This window comes from Bradyrhizobium sp. AUGA SZCCT0222 (assembly GCF_018130205.1).
In the GTDB taxonomy this organism is placed as follows: domain Bacteria; phylum Pseudomonadota; class Alphaproteobacteria; order Rhizobiales; family Xanthobacteraceae; genus Bradyrhizobium.
In genome coordinates this window covers 13,819-33,906 of the sequence record NZ_JAFCLX010000069.1, presented here as the reverse complement: position 1 = coordinate 33,906, position 20,088 = coordinate 13,819, and the positions used below count along the sequence as shown (strand labels likewise).

The following is a 20,088-nucleotide window of genomic DNA, read 5'->3' as shown; positions in this document are numbered from 1 at the left end:
TCCTCCCCAAAATGCGGAGAGTCCGCCATCTTCGAGTCGATTTGGAGTCCGCTGAACTTCAGATTCGGGACACTAGATTCTTTTTTTGACGCGTTTTCTTTACGCGAACCGGTGTCCACTTCGCTGGAAAACGCTCTAGCCGCTGATCCCTCGCTGAGCAGACCGCATCGATCGTTAGCGATGCGGTGATGCTCTATTACACGACGTCTCGCCCCCAAATGTCGGCATTGGGCCGGGCCTGCTTCATCAACTCGGCAATCTTTGGACCCAGCTCGTTCGGATCCTCGAGCGGCTCTATTCCAGGACCTGCGTGCCAGCCCTCGGCAACCTTGAGAATGCCGTCACCGGCTTCGAACACGCGGCCTGTGACGTCGCGGGATTCCTCGCTGGCCAGCCAGACGACGATCGGCGCGACCCAGCGCGGATTGCGCCGCTTGATCTCTTCCTCGGTACGCTCTCGCAGCCCTTCCGTCATCCGGGTCTGCGCGCGCGGCGCAATGGCGTTGACCGTTATGCCATACCGCCGGAGCTCGGTCGCGCTGATGATGGTGAAGGCGGCAATGCCTGCCTTGGCCGCCCCGTAGTTGCTCTGGCCGACATTGCCGAACAGGCCGGAGGCCGAAGACGTATTGATCAGGCGCGCGCTCACCGGGGAACCGTGCCGCTTGGCCTCCTGCCGCCAGTATTGCGCCGCATGGTGCGAAGGCGCGAACGTCCCCTTCAAATGCACCTTGATGACGCTGTCCCATTCCTGCTCGGTCATGTTGACCATCATGCGGTCCCGCAGAATGCCGGCATTGTTGATCAGGACGTCGAGGCGTCCGAATGTCCCAACCGCTTCGTCGATCAGCGCCTTCGCGCCGCTCCAGTCGCTGACGTCGTTGCCGTTCACGATCGCCTCGCCACCGGCGTTCCTGATCGCCTCGACCACCGACTGCGCCGGCGTCAGGTCGGCGCCCTCACCGGCCGCGGTGGCGCCGAGATCGTTGACGACCACCTTCGCCCCCTGCTCGGCCAGCATCAGCGCGTATTCGCGCCCGAGGCCGCGGCCCGCGCCCGTCACGATCGCAACACGTCCCGCACACAGATTTCCCATTTTCATCATTCCTGGATCGTTTCGTTTCACTGACACATACACTCACGACATCTCGCCATCGCCGCAGCGCCATTTGCGCATTTCGACGAACGGCCGAGTGCCGTTCACTTCTTTTCGATCTTGGCGGTCGCGACGATCTCAGCCCAGCGCCTGGTATCCGCTTCCTGAAAGGCCCCGAGTTCCTGCGGCGTCGAGGGAAATGGCGCAGCGCCGATCGTGGTCAGGTACTTTTTCGCCTCAGCGCTGTTGACGAAGCCGGTAACCAGTGTGTTGAGCCTTGCGATGATTTCGGTTGGCGTCTTGCTTCGAACGAACACGCCAACCCAGGCCGTCAATTCGTAACCCGGCAATCCGCTTTCCGCGATGGTGGGCAGCTCCGGCATCGTCTCCAGCCGCTTCGCACTGGTCACGGCCAAGGCCCGCAGCTTGCCGTCCTGGACCAGTCCCTGCGCGCTCGCGGGATCAGCGAAGACACAATCGATCTGACCGCCCATCACATCCGTCAAGGCCTGCGGCATGCCGCGATACGGCACGTGCTGCATTTCGATGGCCTGGCGAAACCTGAATAGCTCGGCCGCGCCTCTGCTCGATGTGTTGCCGCTGCCAAAGGACAAGGGTTTTTCGCGCTGCTTCGCCAGCGCGACGAATTCGGCAACGGTTTTGGCCGGAAAATCAGCCCTTACCGTCAGCATCATCGGTATCGTCATGATGCCGGCGACCGGCGCGAAGTCCGCTTTGGGATCGTAAGGCAATGAATGGAATAGGCTGATGTTCGCCGCCTGCGTCGAATTCGTCGTCACAAATGCCGTATAGCCGTCGGGCTCCGCCTTCAGGACAGCCAGCGCCGCAAGATTGCCGTCCGCGCCGGGCTTGTTCTCAACGACAACGGTCGCGTTTGTGGTTGCACGAATACTTTCGGCCAGATGCCGCGTTACGCTGTCGGTCGCGCTGCCGGGCGGGAATGGAACGATCAGGGTGATACGCTGCGAGGGATAGGGTTCCGCAGCTGCCGCCGGGAAGCAAGCGGCCAGGAGAAGTACGACGGCAGCGATAGCCCGCGCTAAATTGGCCCTCAAGCTGTCTCTCCCCTGTTGGCGTTTGGGCGGCATCACCTTCCGGATCGACCTCGACATATGGTCCTTGTCCGATATAGTACACATACGTACTATCTTTGCGGACTAATGCAAGCGGATCGGCGGCAATGGGCTAGTCGCCTTCGCGCACCGCATACCCGCCCAACAGGAACCGTTGGCCATGAAAAACAATCGCAATCGTCAGGTCATCCTGAAATCCCGGCCCGCCGATATTCCTCAGGCCGACAATTTCGAAATCGTCGAGTCCGACGTTCCCGATCTGCGGGACGGGCAAATCCTGGTGCAGAACCTTTATCTGTCGGTCGAACCTGCCATGCGCGGCTGGGTCAGCAATGTCGCCAATTATTCGGAGCCGGTGCGCATCGGCGAAGTGATGCGCTCATTCGCCGCCGGCGAGGTGCTGCAATCGACACATCCCGACTTCAAGCCGGGCGACAAGGTGATGGGCATGTTCGGATGGCAGGAGTTCGCCGTCGTCGGACCTGCCGCCGTCACACGGAAGATCGGGGAAGACGGACTGCCGCTTTCGCTCTCGCTCGGCGTCACCGGTCTCAACGGGATCACTGCTTATTTCGGGCTGCTGGACGTTGGCCAGCCGCGCCCCGGCGACACCGTTGTGGTGTCGACCGCGGCCGGCGCGGTGGGGTCAGCGGTCGGCCAGATCGCAAAACTGTCTGGTTGCCGGACGGTCGGGATTGCCGGCGGGCCGGCCAAGGTCGCCCAGTGTCGTGAACTGTTCGGCTACGACGCGGCGATCGATTACAAGAGCGACAGCCTGGAGACCGCGCTTGCCACGGCCTGCCCAAGGGGAGTCGACCTCTATTTCGACAACACCGGTGGCGCGATCAGCGACATCGTGCTTCGCCATCTCGCCGTCGGCGCCCGCGTGGTCATTTGCGGAACCGCCTCGGTCTCAAGCTGGAATCCGTGGCCCAATGGTCCGCGCGCCGAGCGTCACCTGTTGGTCAAACGTGCGCGCATGCAGGGTTTCGTCATCTTCGACTACGCGCCCCGGTTCGAAGAGGCCGTCACCCGTCTGGCCCAGTGGATCCGCGATGGACGACTGCGCTATTCCGAAGACGTGCTCGAAGGTATCGAACACGCGCCGGGAGCCATTGCCGGACTCTATCGCGGTGAGAACACCGGCAAGCGGCTGATCAAGATTCGCTGACGGCCGGACTCCGGATCAATGCCGCTATTTGGCCGAGGCCGATGTTGCGGCTTCGTCGATCAGCTTCCACGAAGCGCCTTCGAACTTTGCCATGCGCAGCGATTCATAGGGTGCGTAGTCCTGCGGCGTGGTGTTGAGCTGAATTCCGGGCAGCATCATCTTGAGGCGCGTGCCCTTCATGGTGGTCGCCTGTTTCAGGAGATTTTCCCGTGTCAGGTCGTCTCCGCACTTCGTAATCGCCTGGACGATGCCCTGCACGTTGACATAGCCCGACAGGGCGACGAAATCGCCGGGATTGTCGTTCGGCACCCACTTCTTCATGAACTCCACATATTCCTTCACCTCGGCGTCATCGGCCCAGGCCGGATCACCAGCCTGCTTGGTGAATTGCGTCGTGATGATGCCTTGTGCGTTGTCGAATCCGGCCGGCTCCAGCACGGTCTTGACCGAATTGGTCGGGCTGGCAAGGAACTGCAGCGGCGTCCAGCCCGTCTCCTTCACCTTGCGCAGGCCCTGCGCGGTGAATTTCGGCGTCGAGAAGTACAGCAACGTGTCGGCGCCGGAATCCTTCAGGCGGACGATCTGGGAGTCGATGGTCGGCTCGGTTATTTCATAGGTCACTTCGGCAACGATCTTGATCTTGTCGCCGAGCGCAGCCTTCAGACCGACCAGGAAGTCCTTGCCGTAATCATCGTTCTGATACAGCACGCCGATTTTGGCGGCCGGCTTGTGCTTGAGGATGTACTGCCCGAACGTTTTCCCCTCCATCTCGAAGCCCGGATACATCGGCACGGTCCAGGGGAAGTTCTGCGGGTCGGCGAAACGCCGGCCACCGGCAGACACGAAGATATGCGGCACCTTGGCGCCGTTCAGATACTTCTGGATCGCGACATTCGGCGTGGTGCCCACGGTACCGACATCGGCCAGCACCTCGTCATTCTCGACCAGCTTTCGGGTCTGTTCGATTGCCTTCGGCGGACTGAAGGCGTTATCGAGCGAGATCATGTTGATCTTGCGGCCGTTGATGCCGCCGGCCTCGTTGACCATCTTGAAATAGCCGGTCATCACGCGGCCGTAGCTGGAGAACGCCGATGCCGGCCCGCTATAGGGCACGGTCTGGCCGAGCTTGATCTCGGTATCGGTGACGCCAGGCCCGTATTTCTTCTCGGCGGCCGACAGGTCACCGATCGTTGCAACGGCCATCACGGCAACCGCGGCCGTCCATCTAAATTTCCGGATCATGCTTCCCTCCCCGTTAAGCCCGCTTGAACGGATCTCAATTTAACGGTACACTAGCATACTAATTTTTAGCTTACAAGCAAGTTGGCCGGTTTCTTTTGTCGTGGGCCCGTAGGTAGCGTCGTCGGCACGCATCAGCACGGCCTACCCTTCTACTCACACGCTCTGGATTCGCCTTTGGTTTCCTGCAGTTCAATCCGGTCGATCTGCACAAACAATTCATCCGCGATATCAAGATCGGTTGCGAAGTTCATGGGATCGGCGTGGCCGCAGATCACGTCGGCGAAATGCCAGGCCGCCACGGCCACCACCCGGTCCTTTGCCATCACCGCGATCTTGAGCGGATGCCTGGCGCCGACACCGCGCGCGCTCTGGTAGCCATCGGCGATGCAATAGAGTTCGACCCGCACCTTGCCGGTCGCTACCGCCTGGATCGAAACCTCGATGTCGCAAAAGCCGAAGGCGGGATCGTCGCGCGAGCCTTCCGCATAGAAATAAAATGCACCGATTTTGCCATGCGCGCACGGTCCCAATGCGCGGTCGCGCGGCACCTGCGGGTCCGGCCTTGCCGGCGTACGCGGTGGGAGAAGCCCAAGCGAACAGAATTGACGATAGGAATAGCAGGTAGCCAGAACAGCCTCCCTTCAGGTTTGCTTCAAGCCGGGGCCCTGATGTCGAGACCCAACAAGCCCTTCGCATTGCTCATAAACGTTTCACGCGCGAGGCCCAGCGCCCGCTCGGCAAACTCCACCGGCCGATCCTGCTTGATCGTGAACGGATAGTCCGACCCAGCCACAATGCGGTCCTTGCCGACCTTGGTCACCAGATAGTCCAGCGCGACATCGTCATAGAGGATGGTGTCGTAGAAGAACGACTTTACCATCTCGCCGGGATCGCGCGGAAACAGGCTATCCAAGGGCGGCCCGATGCTCCGGGCGTGCCGCAGCCGTGGCAGGATCCAAGGCAGCGCGCCGCCGCCATGGCTCAGCAGTATCCGCAGATTTGGGAAACGCTCGGTCACACCGTTGGTCATCAGCGACACCGCTGCAAAAGCGGTTTCGAGCGGAAATGCCGCTACCGCCGCCAGCTCCGGCCGACCGCCCATGCGGTCGAGACCGAGCGGATGCAGCGGATGGACCATCACCATCAAGCCCGCCTGTTCGGCCGCGGCATAGATATCGTGCAGCCTGATATCGCCGAGCGGAATACCGTTGATGTGGCTGCCAATCTCGATGCCACGCAGGCCAAGCGATTTGATCTCGTCCAACCGCTTGACGGCGAGAGACGCATCCTGCATCGGCGCCATGCCGATGCCGATGAATTGCCCGGGGTTCGCATTGCAGAGTTCGGCGATACCCTCATTGATATGCCGGCACAGCGCGTCGGCATCCGCGGCCGGAAACCAGTGCGACAGCAGTTCCGGCATCGGCGAGACGACCTGCACGTCGACATCGTCGGCCGCCATGTCGTCGATGCGGCGCCTGGCGTCCCAGCTTCGGGAATCGATGACGCGGAACACCTTGCCGCCGACCATCACCGCGGCGCTATCCGCCCCCTTGCGTTCGATCGACGGCCAAAGCGGATTGCGCCCGGCTTGCTGCGGAATGCTGCCGGGAACGAAATGGGTATGGATATCGATGGCCTCGGCCACAACGCGCTTCCTCGATATTGTTATGCACCGCACCAGTGTTCACCGCCCACATTCTCCGGGCGGAACCTGCGATGCTACTTTACAAGCAGGTTGGACTGTTTTTAATATGGATGCAATCAAAGAAACGAATTGCAGGGTTTTGCGGACCTCCGCTCAACCGACTTGCGGAAAGGACGCGACGATCAAGATCGCGTCAGGGAGTGAAAGCGGAAAATTGACGGCGCCAGTCGAAAACATCGTGATTGCAGGAGCAGGCCAGGCCGGCGGCCGTGCGGCGGAAGCGTTGCGCGCCCGCGGCTTTCAGGGCGCCATCACCATCCTCGGCGAAGAGCCTCATCCGCCCTATGAGCGGCCGCAATTGTCCAAGGCGATGCTCTGCAGCCCGGACGCGCCGGTAGCCTACATCAAGCAGGCCCGGGATTGGAGCGACGTCCTGAACGTTCGGCTCGAAACCGGCGCGGCAGTCACTGATTGCGACGCCGACCGCCGCACGGTTACCACAGCCGATGGCCGTTCGTTCGCCTACGATCGCCTGCTGATCGCGACCGGAACGCGGCCTCGCCGGCTTGCTGCTCTGGAACACCCGGGCCTTGAAATTCAGTACCTGCGCAACGTCGAGGATGCGCTGCGCTTTCGCAAATCCGTTCAACATCAATCCCGGATCGCGATCGTCGGCGGCGGCGTGATCGGGCTCGAGGCGGCCTGCGCAGCCGCAAAGAACGGATGTCGCGTTACGGTGATCGAGAGCGAGCCGCGCTTGCTAGCCCGGGCATTCCCGCCGCTCGTCAGCGACATCGTCGCCGCCAAGCATCGCAGCCACGGCGTCAACTTCATCTTTGGCGCGACCGTCACCGGAAGTACGCCTGATGGCGTTCAGCTCAGCAATGGCGAAGAGGTCGAGGCGGATCTGGTGCTGATCGGCATTGGCGTTGAACCGGTGCCGACGGTCGCCGAACGGCTTGGCCTGCCAACGGCGGGTGGGATCGCCGTCGATGCCTGCGGCCGCACCGCGGCGTCAGGCGTGTTCTGCGCCGGCGATGCCGCTCTGCAATGGAGCCGCTGTCACGGCCGCGCGATCCGGGTCGAGACCTGGGCCAACGCGCAGAACCAGGCGATTTCGGTCGCGGCGAACATGATCGGCGAGACAAAGGAATACACCGATCCGCCCTGGTTCTGGACCGACCAATACGACCTGAACATCCAGGTCGCCGGCGACATGCTCGACAGCGATCACATCGTCCGCGGCGATGAACGTTCCGGGAAATTCTCGGTTGTAGCGATGCGCGGCTCGGAAGTGGTCGGCGCGTTGTCGGTCAATGCCGCCAAGGAGATGGCGATGCTCAAGCGCGTGATCGCGGCGAACACCAAGCCGTCACGTGCTGATCTTGAATCGCCCGCCTACGATTTGCGGGCCGCCTTGAAATGAAAAGCAAAGAACTTTCCAGGGAGAAACAGCAATGAACGCGTTCCAACGGATGAATACCGCGCTCATGATCGATGAAGGCAAGAAGATATTCAAGGTTTCGCGCCGGGCCTTTGTCGATCCCGATATTCTGGAGGCCGAGCGGGCGCAGATCTTCGACAAATGCTGGCTCTACCTCGGCCATAGTTCCGAACTCGCCAAGCCGGGGGATTTTGTCACGCGTTCGGTCGGGGGGCGGAACATTCTGTTCGCGCGCGATGGCAAGGGCAATCTCAAGGCGATGCTCAACACCTGCCCGCATCGCGGCGCGCAGGTCTGCCGCGAAAAGCACGGCAGCGCCAAATCCTTCCAATGCTTCTATCACGGCTGGGTATTTGGGCTCGATGGAACGCTGCGCAGCCAGCCTGGCGAGTCCTCCTACGCCGAGGATTTCAAGGAGCGCTCGACCTCCAACATGCAGCAGGTGGCGCGGTTCGAGAGCTACCGCGATCTCAATTTCATCTGCTTCGACAAGGGCGTTGAAAGTCTCTCGGACTATTTGGGTCCGGTGAAGGAGTATCTCGATGTGATCTGCGATCAGGCCGAGATGGGAATGACCATCGTCGGCGGCACGCAGGAATATTCGATGCGGGCGAACTGGAAGCTGCTGACCGAGAACAGCATCGACGGCTACCACGCGTTGACGACGCATGCGACCTATCTGGACTATTTGAAATCGGCGAGCGGCGCGCTGGCTCAGGTCGCCTTTGAGGGCTCTGCACGCGATCTCGGCAAAGGCCATGCCGTGCTCGAATACAAGGCGCCCTGGGGCCGCCCCGTCGCGCAATGGATTCCCTCATGGGGCGAGGAAGGAAAACGCGAGCTTACCCGTCTTTATGATGGCCTGGTGAAGCGGTTCGGCAAGGAGCGCGCCGATCGCATCGCCACCTTCAACCGCAATCTGTTTATCTTTCCGAACCTGGTGATCAACGACATCATGGCCGTGACGGTACGAACCTATTATCCCGCCGCGCCCGACTTCATGAACATCAGCGCCTGGGCCTTGGCCCCCAAGGAAGAGACCGAATGGGCACGGAAATACCGGCTGTTCAACTTCCTCGAATTTCTCGGGCCCGGCGGCTTTGCAACGCCTGACGACGTCGAAGCGCTCGAGCAGTGCCAGCGCGGTTTTCGCAACTCCGCCGAGGCACAGTGGAACGACATCTCGAAAGGCATGGGTAAGGAAAACCCGTCCTACGACGACGAACTGCAGATGCGCGCGTTCTGGTCGAACTGGAACGAGCATATTTTCAGGGTGCCGGCATGAGCGATGGAGTAACCGCGATGCCCGCCATAGCCCGTACCGACGTCGAGGATTTCCTGTTCGCCGAAGCGGAACTGCTGGATGAATGGCGTCTGCCGGAATGGCTGGAGCTATTCACCGACGACGCGATCTATTACGTCCCGGCGACGGACCTCGCCGTCGACGCCTCGCCCGACAACAACCTGTTCTATGTCGCCGACGACCGATTCCGCCTCAGCGAGCGGGTCAAGCGCTTGATGAAGCGAACCGCGCATGCCGAGTTCCCGCATTCGAGGACGCGGCACCTCGTTAGTAATGTCCGCATCAGAAAGCAGATAGGCGACGATATCGAGGTGAGTTCGGCTTTCATCACCTATCGCACCAAGGACGGCGTCACCGACACCTATTTCGGCAGCAACCGTTATCGTCTCGTCCCCGGCAACGGCACGTTCCGGATCAAGGAAAAGCGCTGCCTGCTGGACAGCGAAGGTCTTCGCGCCCAGGGCCGCGTCAGCATCATTCTGTGAAAGCAAAGCAAGAAATGGATCAAAAGCTCAGGGATAATGTGGCCATCGTCACGGGCGCGGCCAAGGGAATTGGCCTTGCGATCGCCGAGCGGTTGGCGCGGGACGGCGCCAAGCTCGTGCTTGCCGACCTCGACGAGGCCGGGCTGAAGCAGGCTGCCGCCCATCTCAGCAAGGAGTTCGGCGCCGAGGTCACCAGCCATGCCGGCGATCTCTCCGATCAGGGCACGGCGGAGAAGACCATCCATCTCGCGAGCGAGCGCTTCGGCCGGCTCGACATCCTCATCAACAACGCCGGCGGCGGCATCATCAGGGCCTTCACCGAGCAAACGCCGGAAACGCTGAAAACCACCATCGATCGCAATCTGTGGACCGTGCTGTGGTGCTCCTGGTACGCGGTCCCCAGGATGCGCGCACAGGCTTATGGCCGCATTATCAACCTTGGCGCCGATTCAGTCCGCAACGGCCTGTGGGATCATGCCGCCTATAACGCCGCCAAGGGCGGCGTTCACGGCCTCACGACAGGCATGGCGCGGGAGTTCGCCAAGGATGGCATCACGGTCAATACGGTCGCCCCCTGCGCGGTGAACACGCCGCAGATGGTGGCGATCACCAAGAGCAACCCCGCGCTTGCCGCCAAATTCGTCAGCGTCATCCCCATGGGCCGTCCGGCCGAAATGGAGGAAGTCGCCTCGATGGTTTCCTATCTCGCTTCCGCCGAAGCATCGTTCGTGACCGGACAGGTCATCAGCGTCAACGGCGGCAGCACCATGCTCTAGGTCTTGATATGGGTGAAACAGTCGTTCTCTGCGCGGCCAATGAAGTGGTCGAAGGTGAAATCAAGCAGGCGCCCCTGCCCGATGGCTCCAACGTGGCGCTGTATCGGGTCGACGGCACGATCTACGCGACCGCCGACATGTGTACTCACGGAGAGGCATCGCTTGCGGAAGAAGGCATCATTACCGGCAAAACCGTGGAGTGCACGTTCCACTTCGGCACCTTCGACGTGACCACCGGCGAGCCGACCGGCATGCCCTGCGAGATCGCATTGAAAACCTACCCCGTCACTATCGTTGACGGAAACGTTCAGATCGAGGTCTAGAAATGGCGAACCGTCCTGACCGTGTCCCCGCCCCGCTGAAATCCGCGCGCCGCCCGCTCGGCACCGCCCGGCGGCGCACCCAGGCTGAACGGACCGAGGAAACGCGCACGCGCATCCTCAAGGCTGCATCGGAACTCATTCGCCGGCGCGGTTACGCCCGCTTTCGGACCGCCGACGTCGCCGCCGAAGCGGGCCTGTCCCGTGGCGCGCAGCTTCATCATTTTCCGACCAAGGATTCGCTTGTTGTCGCCACCCTGGAATACGTCTTCGAGCAGGCGCAGATCCAAAGCCGTCGCCGCGCGGCGGCCGTCAATCGGCCGCGTGATCTGATCGAAGCCGTGATCGAGGACGCGCGCGAGTTCTTCTTCAGCGAACATTTCATGGTGGCGATCGACATCGTGCTGTCGACGTCGACCGATCAGGCCGTGCGCAAGCAGATCCTGGATATCTCCCGCAAGGCGCGCCGGCCGGTCGAGACGGCCTGGACCGAAGCGCTGGCCGCGAGCGGCGTACCGCCTTCGCTGTCGGCCGATATCGTGGCCCTGACACTCAGTCTGGTGCGCGGCATGGCGCTGCGCACGCTGTGGGACAACGATCCCAAATGGTTCGACGAGCTGTTCGCGGTGTGGCGGCGGATGATCAAGATTTTCCTGGAATCCCAGCATCCGAAGGCGCGGGCGCGATGAACAACGGCCGCGCTACCCCCCTGATCACCTCGGTCTGCTACGTACGCCTCGCCGTTAGCGAGCCTGGCGCGAGCGCACGCTTTATGTCCGATATTTTCGGCCTGCAGCGCGTCGCCGATCAGGATGGCGAGATCGCCTTTCGTTCCGACGACCGGTTTCGCACAGTGAGCCTCGGCCAGAACGCCGCAGATGGCGCCAGCGTCGGGATCGAGGTCTGGGATGATACGGCGCTGGCGGAAATCGGCGGGCGATTGCGCGCACTCGGCTTTGTGGTGAACGAGGCATCAGCCAGTGAGTGCAAGCGCAGGTACGTGCAGTCGGCGCTGCTGACGGAAGACGCATCCGGCAACCGAATCGATCTGGCGGTGCGGCCGACGCGAAGCGGACGGCGGTATTTTCCGCCGCGCGATGCCGGCATCGTCGCGTTTCATGGCGTCGGCCTTCGCAGCACCGATCATGCACGCGACCTCGCATTCTGGCGCGCGCTCGGCGCCGAGATCAGCGACTGGGTTGGCGACATCGCCTATTTGCGGATCGACGGCTTGCACCACCGCATCGCGCTCTATCCATCGAACCGCAATGGGCTGCTCTATGCGGCGTTCGAAGTCGAGGCGCTCGATCAGATCATGCAGAACAGCTACTTCATGCAGGAAAGCCAGATCAGGATCGTGCAGGGCCCGGGCCGCGAGGCCGCCTCCCGCCAGATGTTCCTGCACGTCGAAGGCCCGGACGGCCTGATCTTCTCTTATGTGAACGGAATGACTGAAATCGACGGCAAGCCGCGGCTGGCGCGGCAATTCCCGCTTGCTGCCTCCTCGCTCTGCGACTGGGGCAGCGAAAGCAAGGATGTACCGGAACTGAGCGCCGGGCCGATGAACAGGAGAACAACATGATCCAGCTAAAGGATGTGAGCTACGTCCGCCTCGGTTCGCCCGATCTCGAATCGGCCGAGAATTTCGCGACCGCCTGTCTCGGCCTGCAGATTGCCGAGCGCGGCAAGAAGGACCTGTACCTTCGCTCCGACGAGCGTGCGCACACGCTGTGCTACATGGAAGGCGACCCTGACGACCAGACCGTCGGCTTCGAAGTCGAGGACGAGGCGAGCCTGCAGGAGGCGGCCACCACGCTGGAACAGCTCGGGCATGCCGTCCACGCAGGCACTGCGCAGGAATCCGAGCGGCGCAAGGTAAGAGCCTTCATCGGCTTTCGCGATCCGACCGGCAATCGCATTGAACTGGTGGCGCGGCCGGAACGCAGCGGCCGGCGCTATTTCGCCAGCCGAGATGCCGGGATCACGGGCTTCAGCCATATCGGCCTCAACTCCACCGATCCGGCGCGCGATGAGCGGTTCTGGACGCAGGTGTGCAACGCCCGCGTCAGCGACCGGATCGGCGATATTCCGCTGATGCGCGTCAATGCGATCCATCACACCATTGCGCTGGTGCGGGCGCCGAAGGCCGGCATCCAGCACATCAACCACCAGGTCGAGACCAGCGACGACGTGCTGCGCTCCTACTACTTCCTCAATGAGCGGCGCGTGCCGATCGTGTTCGGCCCCGGCCGCCATCCAACCTCGGGCGCGCGCTTCCTGTACTTCAAAGGCCCGGACGGCATGATCTTCGAATACTCGGTCGGCGTCGACGAGATCGAGGACGAGGCGACGCACCGGCCGCGGCAATTCGGCTTTGAGCCGACCAGTTTCTGCATGTGGGGTTCGAAACCCGCGGGCATGGCTTTGCCGAACTCCTGATTGGAATAGAACAAATGGATCTGGGATTGAGGGGACGCACCGCGATCGTGTGCGCGGCAAGCCAGGGCCTTGGCAAGGCGAGCGCGATGGCGCTCGCCCGCGAAGGAGTCAACCTCATCATCGCGGCCCGCCGCGGGGATGTGCTGGAGAGTGCCGCGGAGGAGATCGCCTCTGCAACCGGAAAACGGCCCACAACCGTCATTGCCGACGTCACCACCAAAGAGGGCCGCGATGCCATTCTCGCCGCCTGCCCGGCTCCCGACATTCTCATCAACAATGCCGGCGGGCCGCCACCCGGAGATTTCCGCAAATTCGAGCGTGAGGACTGGATCAAGGCGCTCGATGGCAACATGCTGGCGCCGATCGCGCTGATCAAGGCGACGCTGGACGGCATGATCGCGCGCAAGTTCGGTCGCATCGTCAATGTCACCTCGCATGCCGTGAAAGCGCCGGTAGCGATGCTTGCGCTTTCCAACGGCGCGCGCACCGGCTTGACGGGTTTTGTCGCGGGACTGGCCCGGTCGGTCGCCGAGCACAACGTGACGGTCAACAACCTGCTGCCGGGCACGTTCGATACCGACCGCCTCAAGTCCAATCTGACGGCGCTGGCCCGGAATTCGTCGCGCGAGGTCGGCGCCGTGACCGAAGAGATCAGAACGGCCAACCCGACCAAGCGGTTCGGCCACCCCGATGAATTCGGCGCTGCCTGCGCGTTCCTGTGCTCGTCGCAAGCCGGTTACATCACCGGGCAAAACATTCTGATCGACGGCGGCGCCTATCCCGGCACGTTCTGATTCGAACAAAGCTCGATCATCTGCCGGCCATTACTCGGTCTTGACATGGCGCTCCTCGATCACCTTGCGCCACGCGGGAATTTCGGCCGCGATGATGGCGGACAGTTCGGCGGGAGTACTGGTCGCGGCCTCCACGCCGTAGGCCAGAAAGCGGTCGCGCAATTGCGGCATCGCCAGCGTCGTGTTGATGGCAGCGTTGAGTTTGCTGATGATCTCAGGTGGCGTGCCCGCGGGCGCCAACAGCCCGAACCAGGTTTCGACTGAATACCCCTTCAAGACGTTCCCGATGGGCGTGGCCCCGGGAGCAACGGCGGAGCGCTCAGGCGACGAAACGCCGAGCAGCTTCACCTTGCCGGAGCGGATATGTTCGTTCAGCGTGTCGGATGTTGTCGTGAGCAGGATGTCGACCTCGCCGGCAAAGATCGCGAGCGTTGTCGGTGCCTGGCCGCGGTACGGGACGTGGACCATCTGCAGCCCGGCCTGGTTGAGAAAGCGCTCTGTGCTGAGATGTCCGAGCGAGCCAGGTCCGGCGGTCGCATACAGCATCGGCTTGCCCTGCGCCTTGGCGTAGGCGATCAGGCCGGCGGCATCGTTCACCGGCACCTTTTCACTCGCAACCAGAACCAGCGGCGCCTTGGAGACCAGCGAGACCGGTGCAAAGCTCTTCAACGGATCGAAATCGACACCCTTCTGAAGCAGTGGGGCGATCGAGATCGGGCCGTTGTTTGCAAACAAAAGGGTGTAGCCATCCGGATCCGCCCGGGCGGCTTCGTTGGCGCCGGTCGTGCCCGCCGCGCCCCCGCGATTGTCGATGACGAGCGGCTGGCCGAGGATCTTTGCCATCGGCTCCTGCAGCGCGCGCGCCATGATGTCGGTCGAACCGCCGGCGGGATATGGCACGATGAGCCGGATCGGCCGCGACGGGTAATTGTCTGCGGCGGCAGTTCCGGCAAGAACCACAAGCCCGAGCGCAAACGCGAAGAAATGAAGTCGTTTCACGTCGATCCTCCCATCAGGTAGTCTCTTTTTTTGACGAAGTCTTTTGCTCCGGTCGCTTTATTCCGCTGCCGTTCTGGCGACCTTTCCGAACGCGCCGGAGGCGGCCAGTTTTGCGATTTCATCCGCGGACAGTCCAAGCACGCGTTCGAGCACGTCGTCGCGGTGCGACCCTATGGACGGAATTTCCCGCCCGATCGCACTACGCGCACCCGACATTCGCCACGGCGCGTTGACGCCCTTGAATTCGCCGGCGGCGTCAGCGATCGGCGCGAATGTACCGCGACCGGCAAGATCGGGATCGTCCAGCGCCTCGGCCGGATCACGAAAGCGCGCGCAGGGAATGCCGGCCTGATCGAGCATGGCAAGGCATTCGTCCATTGTGTATTGCATGGTCCATTTTTCGATGACCTGCATCATCGCGGTCCAGTTCGCACCGCGCTTCGGCACCGATGTGAAGCGCGGGTCGGATAAAAGCTCCGGCAGGCCGGTCAGGTCGCGAAGGGCCGCGAAGTTGCGCGCCGACACCGGCGCGATCAGGATGTCGCCATCCCCAGTGCGCACCGGCCCGTAAGTCGGCCGCGGCATCGGCTTGGAGAATTGCGCTTCCTGCAGCTCATACACCTGGAGATTCAGCATGCAGTCCATCAGGGCGACATCGATGCGCTGTCCTTCGCCGGTGCGCGAGCGCTGCACCATTGCCGTCTGAATGGCCGAGAAACCGAAAATGCCGCCGAGAACATCGGCGACGAACACTGCACCCGCCGCCGGCCGGTCGCGGTCGCCGGCATAGCGCATCAGCGTGCGATCGAAACCGCTCTCGGCATGAACGATCATCGCATAGGCGGCGCGCTCGGCCTGCGGACCGGTCTGGCCGTAGCCGGAGATCGAGCAGTAAATCAGTCCCGGATTGATCTTTCGCAGCGTCTCATATCCGAGACCCAGGCGCTCCATCACACCGGGTCGGAAATTCTCGACCAGGATATCGGTGTCTTCGACCATACGGTGGACGAGCTTGATCGCATCTGACGATTTCAGGTCGAGCGCGATGCTCCGCTTGCCGGCATTGAGCTGGCCGAAATAGGCGCTGTGGCCGTCACGCACCGGCGCGCGCAGCCGCATTTCGTCGCCTTCCGGCGGCTCGATCTTGATCACTTCCGCGCCGACATCGGCCAGCAGCCGCGCGCAATAGGGCCCGGCCAGCATGATGGAGAAATCCAGCACCCGCACGCCCTCGAGGGCCGATGTCGATGTTCGGTCCTGCATACTGCCCGCCTCCTATCTCGGCAGCCCGAGCCCGCGCTGGGCGATCAGGCTGCGCTGTATCTCGTTGGTCCCGATGCTGATCACCCACATCAGCGAATGCCGCAGGTTCTGTTCGAACCGGCCATTATCGATCGCGCCCGGCATCTGCTCGGAAATCGCGGCGCGCATCCCGAGAATGTCGAGCGCCGCCTCGCCGAAGCGTTCCATCAGTTCGCCGGAATAAACCTTGCTGATCGCGCCATATTCCGGCGGCGTCACGCCATCGGCCGCGAGTTCGGCGCAATGCATCATCAGTTGCCGGCCAACCTCGATTTCGCAGGCAAGCGTCGCCATCTTGTCGCGCACGATCGCATCCTGAGCGGGCGGCGGCCGATCGCCCTCGGCCGCCATCACATGCCGGCGCAGCTGCTCGAAGGCGTGGGCCACCTTCAACACGATGCCGCCGCCGACCAGACCGCGCTCAAAGGCGAGTGCGCCCGTCAGGACTTTCCAGCCGCCATTGACCTCGCCGACAATATTTTCCAGGGGGATGCGAACGTCGTCGTAGAAGATGTTGGCAAACGTGCCGTCATACATCGTGCTCGCCGGCTGGATCGTAATGCCCGGCGCATTCATCGGGACGATAAACATGCTGATGCCGGCGTGCGGCGGCTTGGCATTCCTGTCGGTCCGGGCTGCGAGAAACATGTATTTGCCCCACCAGGTCGTGGTCCAGATCTTCTGGCCGTTGATGACCCAGTGCTCGCCGTCCCGCACCGCGCTGGTGCGCAGCGCGGCGAGATCGGAGCCGGCTTGCGGTTCGCTGTAACCCATGCCGTGCATGGCCTCGCCCCGGAGAATTTCCGGCAGGTAGTTCTGCTGCTGCTCCGGCGTGCCGAACATCATCAGGGCGTTGGCCTGGATCGACGCGCCGATCCGCGGTGCTTCGCCCTGCTCCATCGTCTCCATGAATGCGATCTGCTCCAACGGGGAACGGCCCTGCCCGGCGAATTGCTTTGGCCATCCGAGGCCGATCCATCCGGTCTTGCCGATATCGCGCGCGAACTCGGCGTCGAATTCACGCTTTTCAAATGGCTGTTGGTCGAACCTCGCCTTCCGGTCTCCCGACCAGTTTTGATCGAGCCAGCGCCGCACCTGTTCGCGCAGCTCGTTGCCGGCCGGACCGAGATCGTATTGCGGCAACGGCGCGCCGCCGCGATCCAGCAAATACGAAGCCAGCCTCCGCAGCGCACCCGGCGCCCCGCCGAGCGCGACCGTGTCCAGGTGCACGCGCTTGAAATGTCGCGCGGCCTCGTGCTCCTCGGCATAGCCGATGGCGCCGAAAATATGCTGGGTCTCGAGCGACACGCGCCGCAGCGCGTGCCCGCCAAAGGCAACCGCGCAATCGGCGAAATAGCGCCAGTTGCGGTCATCAATGTCGTGCAGCCTGGCCGCATGGTCCAGAATCAGGCGGACGCCTTCGAGCGCGATCAGACCGTTGGCGAGCTTGTGCTGGATCGCCTGAAACTTTGCGATCGGTTGCCCGAACTGGTGACGCTCCTTGGCATAGTCCGTGGCCAGCTCGAACGCGCGCCGGGCGGCGCCATGTGCCCGCCCCAGCAATGCGACCTGGGCCTTGAGGCTGATATCGTCGAGGTCGAACGCCTCCAGCGGAAGAAGCGTCAGCGGCGCCGAATTCAGCCGCACCTCGCAGAGCCCCCATGCGCCCATGGCGCGCGTCGGCGTGAGGACAATGCCTGATGCATCCAGTTGGACGAGGGCAAGATGGGACGCGTCAACGGCCACGAGAAGATGTGTGGCACCAGCCGCCTCGACGAAACGAAGCACGCCTGTTGCGCGCGAGCCGTCAATCCGGATCGATCCTGCACCCACATCAGGGTCGCGGGCGCCGAAGGAGAAAGCAGCCACCGCTGTGCCAGCATGCAGCTTTTTCAACAGCTCCACGGCGGCGTCGGTCCGCGAGCCCGAGAGGGAAAAGTTGGCCAGCGCGACGGACCACATCGGGGCCGGACACGCGGCACGGCCAAGCTCTTCCATGACCACCAGGATCTCGCGAAGGCCGCCTTCGTCGCGGCCGGAGCCGAGCGCAGCCACCCCCTGCCCGATGAGCTTGCGCCAGATCGCCGAGGTATCGTCCGGGGACGGCCGCTCCTTGCCGCCACCCGCGGCCCAATGCGCTTCGAGAAACCCGCGCAGGGAATCCCGAAGCATTTTGGCGGTGTCGTCGCTCGGAGGCGCGGCCGCAGCCATGGGAGACTATGCCTTGCCGTATTTCGGCTTGCGCTTCTCCTTGAACGACATGGTCGCCTCTTTGTGGTCGGCGGTCTCGAATGTCACCTGCTCGAGCGCCATCGAGGCCTCCAGCATCATATTCACGCGATCCTTGACGATCTGGTTGATCGACAGCTTGGTCCAGCGAATGGCCCAGGTCGGGCCGTTGGCGAGCTCAATCGCGATCTCGCGGGCCTTGGCGAGCACCTCCGCGCGCGGCACGACATGATTGACCAGCCCGATCCGCTCAGCCTCCGCACCTTTCAGAAGGGTGCCGCGGATCAGATACTCCTTGGCCTTGTTGATGCCGATCAGCAGCGGCCAAATCACAGTACCGCCGTCGCCGGCGACCAGGCCGACGCGCGAGACGTGGGTGTCACCGATGCGCGCGTCCTCCGCCATCACCGTGATGTCGCAAAGCAGCGCGTGGGTTGCGGCGAGGCCGATGGCGTCGCCGTTGATCGCTGCAATGATCGGCTTGTCGAGTTCGAGTTGGCGGGTCACGCCACGGCGGCTGATCATGGGGTCGTGGACTTCGCCCTCTTCGAGGACATCGCCGCCCGGCCGCTCCGACATCGCCTTCACGTCGCCGCCGACGCTGAAGAAATCACCCGCGCCCGTCAGCACCACGACGTGGACGGCGTGATCGTCGGCCAGGTCGTCCCAGATGGTCCGCAGTTCGCGGATCAGCTTCTGATTGATGGCGTTGCGTGCTTGCGGCCGGTTCAAGGTCACGGTCGCGACCTTGTCCGCGACCTCGACCGACAGGCATTCGTATCTGGCGTATTGGGACACATTTTCCTCCGTTGTTATAATTGTTCCGAGGGTGGATCGAGCCACTCTCTGTTATCTGCGCATTCCGGGCTGCACCTCCGCCAACGCGACGTGAAGCGACATCGCGCCGGGGTCCTGCTCCAGCATCCGCTGCACGGATTCCAGATGGGTACGCATCAGGCGCGTCGCCGACGCAACATTTCGTTCACCCAGCGCCGCCAGGAATTGCCGTCGCTTTTCCGCCAGCCGCGCCATCGCGACGCCGCTCGACGAGACCTTGGCGTAGACGAAGCGCATGTGAATCTCGGTGACCGAATCCATGATCATGGCGATCACTTTGTTACCGGTCGACGCCGCGAGCAGTTTGTAGAATTCGCGCGAGCATTCGACGCGGTCCAGCAGCCGCCCTTCCCGCGTCGCATCCTCGGTGCGCCGAATATTGGCCTCGAGCGCGTCGAGATCGGCTTTTCGTGCATTGGCACACGCCAGCCGCACCACGAGATCGAGAACGTGAACGCGCGCTTCCGACAATTCCCGGACGGAAATCGTGCCGAGCGACAGCATATCGCGCATCACGCCGTTCATGCGGCTGGTGTCGCCCTCCTGAATGAAGGCCCCGCCCTTGACCCCCTTCTGCAGCCGAAGCACGCCGGCCATCTCGAGGCTCCGCAAGGCCTCGCGCAGCACGTTGCGGCTGACGCCGAGCTGTTGGGCCAGATCGCGTTCGGGCGGCAGCTTGTCACCCGGCTTGAGGACGCCGAGCGCGAGCTGCTCGCGGATGCGCTCGCAGATTTCCTCGAACGCACGCCGTGTGTGGATCGGGCGGAATGCCGGCGCGGCCGGCGCTCCAGCCGCGCGGTGATCGGGGACCCTTTCGCGCCGGTTGGGCGTCGATGACCTGGGGCGGGCGGGCGTGCGAGGGCTTGACTTGGTGCTCATGGGGTGAATTATTAAATGGATCACCCATTC

At 62.8% G+C, this 20,088-nt stretch carries 20 protein-coding genes; 10 read left to right on the top strand and 10 right to left on the bottom strand.

The window, feature by feature from the left end:
- Positions 1 to 196 precede the first annotated feature (196 nt).
- Complete coding sequence (locus JQ629_RS34280; protein ID WP_212416369.1) at positions 197 to 1,096, bottom strand: SDR family oxidoreductase; 900 nt, start codon at positions 1,094 to 1,096, stop codon at positions 197 to 199.
- A 104-nt stretch (positions 1,097 to 1,200) separates the two neighbouring features.
- Complete coding sequence (locus tag JQ629_RS34275) at positions 1,201 to 2,172, bottom strand: Bug family tripartite tricarboxylate transporter substrate binding protein (RefSeq protein WP_212416368.1); 972 nt, start codon at positions 2,170 to 2,172, stop codon at positions 1,201 to 1,203.
- A gap of 178 nt (positions 2,173 to 2,350) precedes the next feature.
- Here JQ629_RS34275 and JQ629_RS34270 point away from each other — a divergent pair, with 178 nt between their 5' ends.
- Positions 2,351 to 3,361 (top strand): NADP-dependent oxidoreductase, encoded by a 1,011-nt coding sequence (locus JQ629_RS34270; protein ID WP_212416367.1) that lies wholly within the window; start codon positions 2,351 to 2,353, stop codon positions 3,359 to 3,361.
- A 24-nt stretch (positions 3,362 to 3,385) separates the two neighbouring features.
- Here JQ629_RS34270 and JQ629_RS34265 read toward each other — a convergent pair whose 3' ends face one another.
- The 3 genes from JQ629_RS34265 to JQ629_RS34255 form a co-directional block, all read right to left on the bottom strand.
- On the bottom strand, positions 3,386 to 4,603 hold the full coding sequence (locus JQ629_RS34265) for an ABC transporter substrate-binding protein (RefSeq protein WP_212416366.1): 1,218 nt from the start codon (positions 4,601 to 4,603) through the stop codon (positions 3,386 to 3,388).
- A gap of 149 nt (positions 4,604 to 4,752) precedes the next feature.
- Complete coding sequence (locus JQ629_RS34260) at positions 4,753 to 5,151, bottom strand: hypothetical protein (RefSeq protein WP_212416365.1); 399 nt, start codon at positions 5,149 to 5,151, stop codon at positions 4,753 to 4,755.
- A 104-nt stretch (positions 5,152 to 5,255) separates the two neighbouring features.
- On the bottom strand, positions 5,256 to 6,251 hold the full coding sequence (locus tag JQ629_RS34255) for an amidohydrolase family protein (protein WP_212416364.1): 996 nt from the start codon (positions 6,249 to 6,251) through the stop codon (positions 5,256 to 5,258).
- Between the two features lie 214 nt (positions 6,252 to 6,465).
- On the opposite strand from JQ629_RS34255, the gene JQ629_RS34250 reads away from it, so the two are divergent.
- From JQ629_RS34250 to JQ629_RS34210, 9 genes are read left to right on the top strand one after another with little or no spacing between them, the layout of a single operon-like run.
- Positions 6,466 to 7,677, top strand: a complete 1,212-nt coding sequence (locus JQ629_RS34250) for an NAD(P)/FAD-dependent oxidoreductase (protein WP_212416363.1) — start codon at positions 6,466 to 6,468, stop codon at positions 7,675 to 7,677.
- A gap of 31 nt (positions 7,678 to 7,708) precedes the next feature.
- On the top strand, positions 7,709 to 8,980 hold the full coding sequence (locus JQ629_RS34245; protein WP_212416362.1) for an aromatic ring-hydroxylating oxygenase subunit alpha: 1,272 nt from the start codon (positions 7,709 to 7,711) through the stop codon (positions 8,978 to 8,980).
- Positions 8,977 to 9,483 carry an aromatic-ring-hydroxylating dioxygenase subunit beta gene (locus JQ629_RS34240; protein ID WP_212416361.1) on the top strand — a complete coding sequence of 169 codons (507 nt, stop codon included), beginning with the start codon at positions 8,977 to 8,979 and terminating at the stop codon, positions 9,481 to 9,483. The genes JQ629_RS34245 and JQ629_RS34240 overlap by 4 nt, the downstream gene beginning before the upstream one ends.
- Before the next feature lie 14 nt (positions 9,484 to 9,497).
- The gene (locus tag JQ629_RS34235) at positions 9,498 to 10,259 is read left to right on the top strand and encodes an SDR family oxidoreductase (RefSeq protein WP_212416360.1); all 762 of its coding nucleotides are present in this window, start codon (positions 9,498 to 9,500) and stop codon (positions 10,257 to 10,259) included.
- A gap of 8 nt (positions 10,260 to 10,267) precedes the next feature.
- Positions 10,268 to 10,582 (top strand): non-heme iron oxygenase ferredoxin subunit, encoded by a 315-nt coding sequence (locus JQ629_RS34230; RefSeq protein ID WP_212416359.1) that lies wholly within the window; start codon positions 10,268 to 10,270, stop codon positions 10,580 to 10,582.
- Positions 10,583 to 10,584: 2 nt separating this feature from the next.
- Positions 10,585 to 11,268: a TetR/AcrR family transcriptional regulator gene (locus JQ629_RS34225; protein ID WP_211996511.1), complete on the top strand. Its 684-nt coding sequence runs from the start codon at positions 10,585 to 10,587 to the stop codon at positions 11,266 to 11,268.
- Positions 11,265 to 12,161 (top strand): VOC family protein, encoded by an 897-nt coding sequence (locus tag JQ629_RS34220; protein ID WP_212416358.1) that lies wholly within the window; start codon positions 11,265 to 11,267, stop codon positions 12,159 to 12,161. The genes JQ629_RS34225 and JQ629_RS34220 overlap by 4 nt, the downstream gene beginning before the upstream one ends.
- Positions 12,158 to 13,018, top strand: coding sequence for a VOC family protein (locus JQ629_RS34215; protein ID WP_212416357.1), 861 nt, complete (start codon positions 12,158 to 12,160; stop codon positions 13,016 to 13,018). The genes JQ629_RS34220 and JQ629_RS34215 overlap by 4 nt, the downstream gene beginning before the upstream one ends.
- A gap of 14 nt (positions 13,019 to 13,032) precedes the next feature.
- Entirely contained in the window at positions 13,033 to 13,812 is a 780-nt protein-coding gene (locus JQ629_RS34210) for an SDR family oxidoreductase (RefSeq protein WP_212416356.1), read from the top strand.
- Between the two features lie 30 nt (positions 13,813 to 13,842).
- Here the strand turns inward: JQ629_RS34210 and JQ629_RS34205 are convergent, their stop codons facing one another.
- From JQ629_RS34205 to JQ629_RS34185, 5 genes are read right to left on the bottom strand one after another with little or no spacing between them, the layout of a single operon-like run.
- A complete protein-coding gene (locus JQ629_RS34205; protein WP_212416355.1) occupies positions 13,843 to 14,811 on the bottom strand; it encodes a Bug family tripartite tricarboxylate transporter substrate binding protein in 969 nt (322 codons plus the stop codon).
- A gap of 57 nt (positions 14,812 to 14,868) precedes the next feature.
- Positions 14,869 to 16,074, bottom strand: a complete 1,206-nt coding sequence (locus JQ629_RS34200) for a CaiB/BaiF CoA transferase family protein (protein WP_212416354.1) — start codon at positions 16,072 to 16,074, stop codon at positions 14,869 to 14,871.
- Positions 16,075 to 16,086: 12 nt separating this feature from the next.
- Positions 16,087 to 18,285, bottom strand: coding sequence for an acyl-CoA dehydrogenase family protein (locus JQ629_RS34195; RefSeq protein ID WP_249135467.1), 2,199 nt, complete (start codon positions 18,283 to 18,285; stop codon positions 16,087 to 16,089).
- Positions 18,286 to 18,330: 45 nt separating this feature from the next.
- Positions 18,331 to 19,140, bottom strand: coding sequence for an enoyl-CoA hydratase/isomerase family protein (locus tag JQ629_RS34190; RefSeq protein WP_349631363.1), 810 nt, complete (start codon positions 19,138 to 19,140; stop codon positions 18,331 to 18,333).
- A gap of 51 nt (positions 19,141 to 19,191) precedes the next feature.
- Positions 19,192 to 20,058: a FadR/GntR family transcriptional regulator gene (locus JQ629_RS34185; RefSeq protein WP_212386055.1), complete on the bottom strand. Its 867-nt coding sequence runs from the start codon at positions 20,056 to 20,058 to the stop codon at positions 19,192 to 19,194.
- Positions 20,059 to 20,088: the final 30 nt, after the last annotated feature.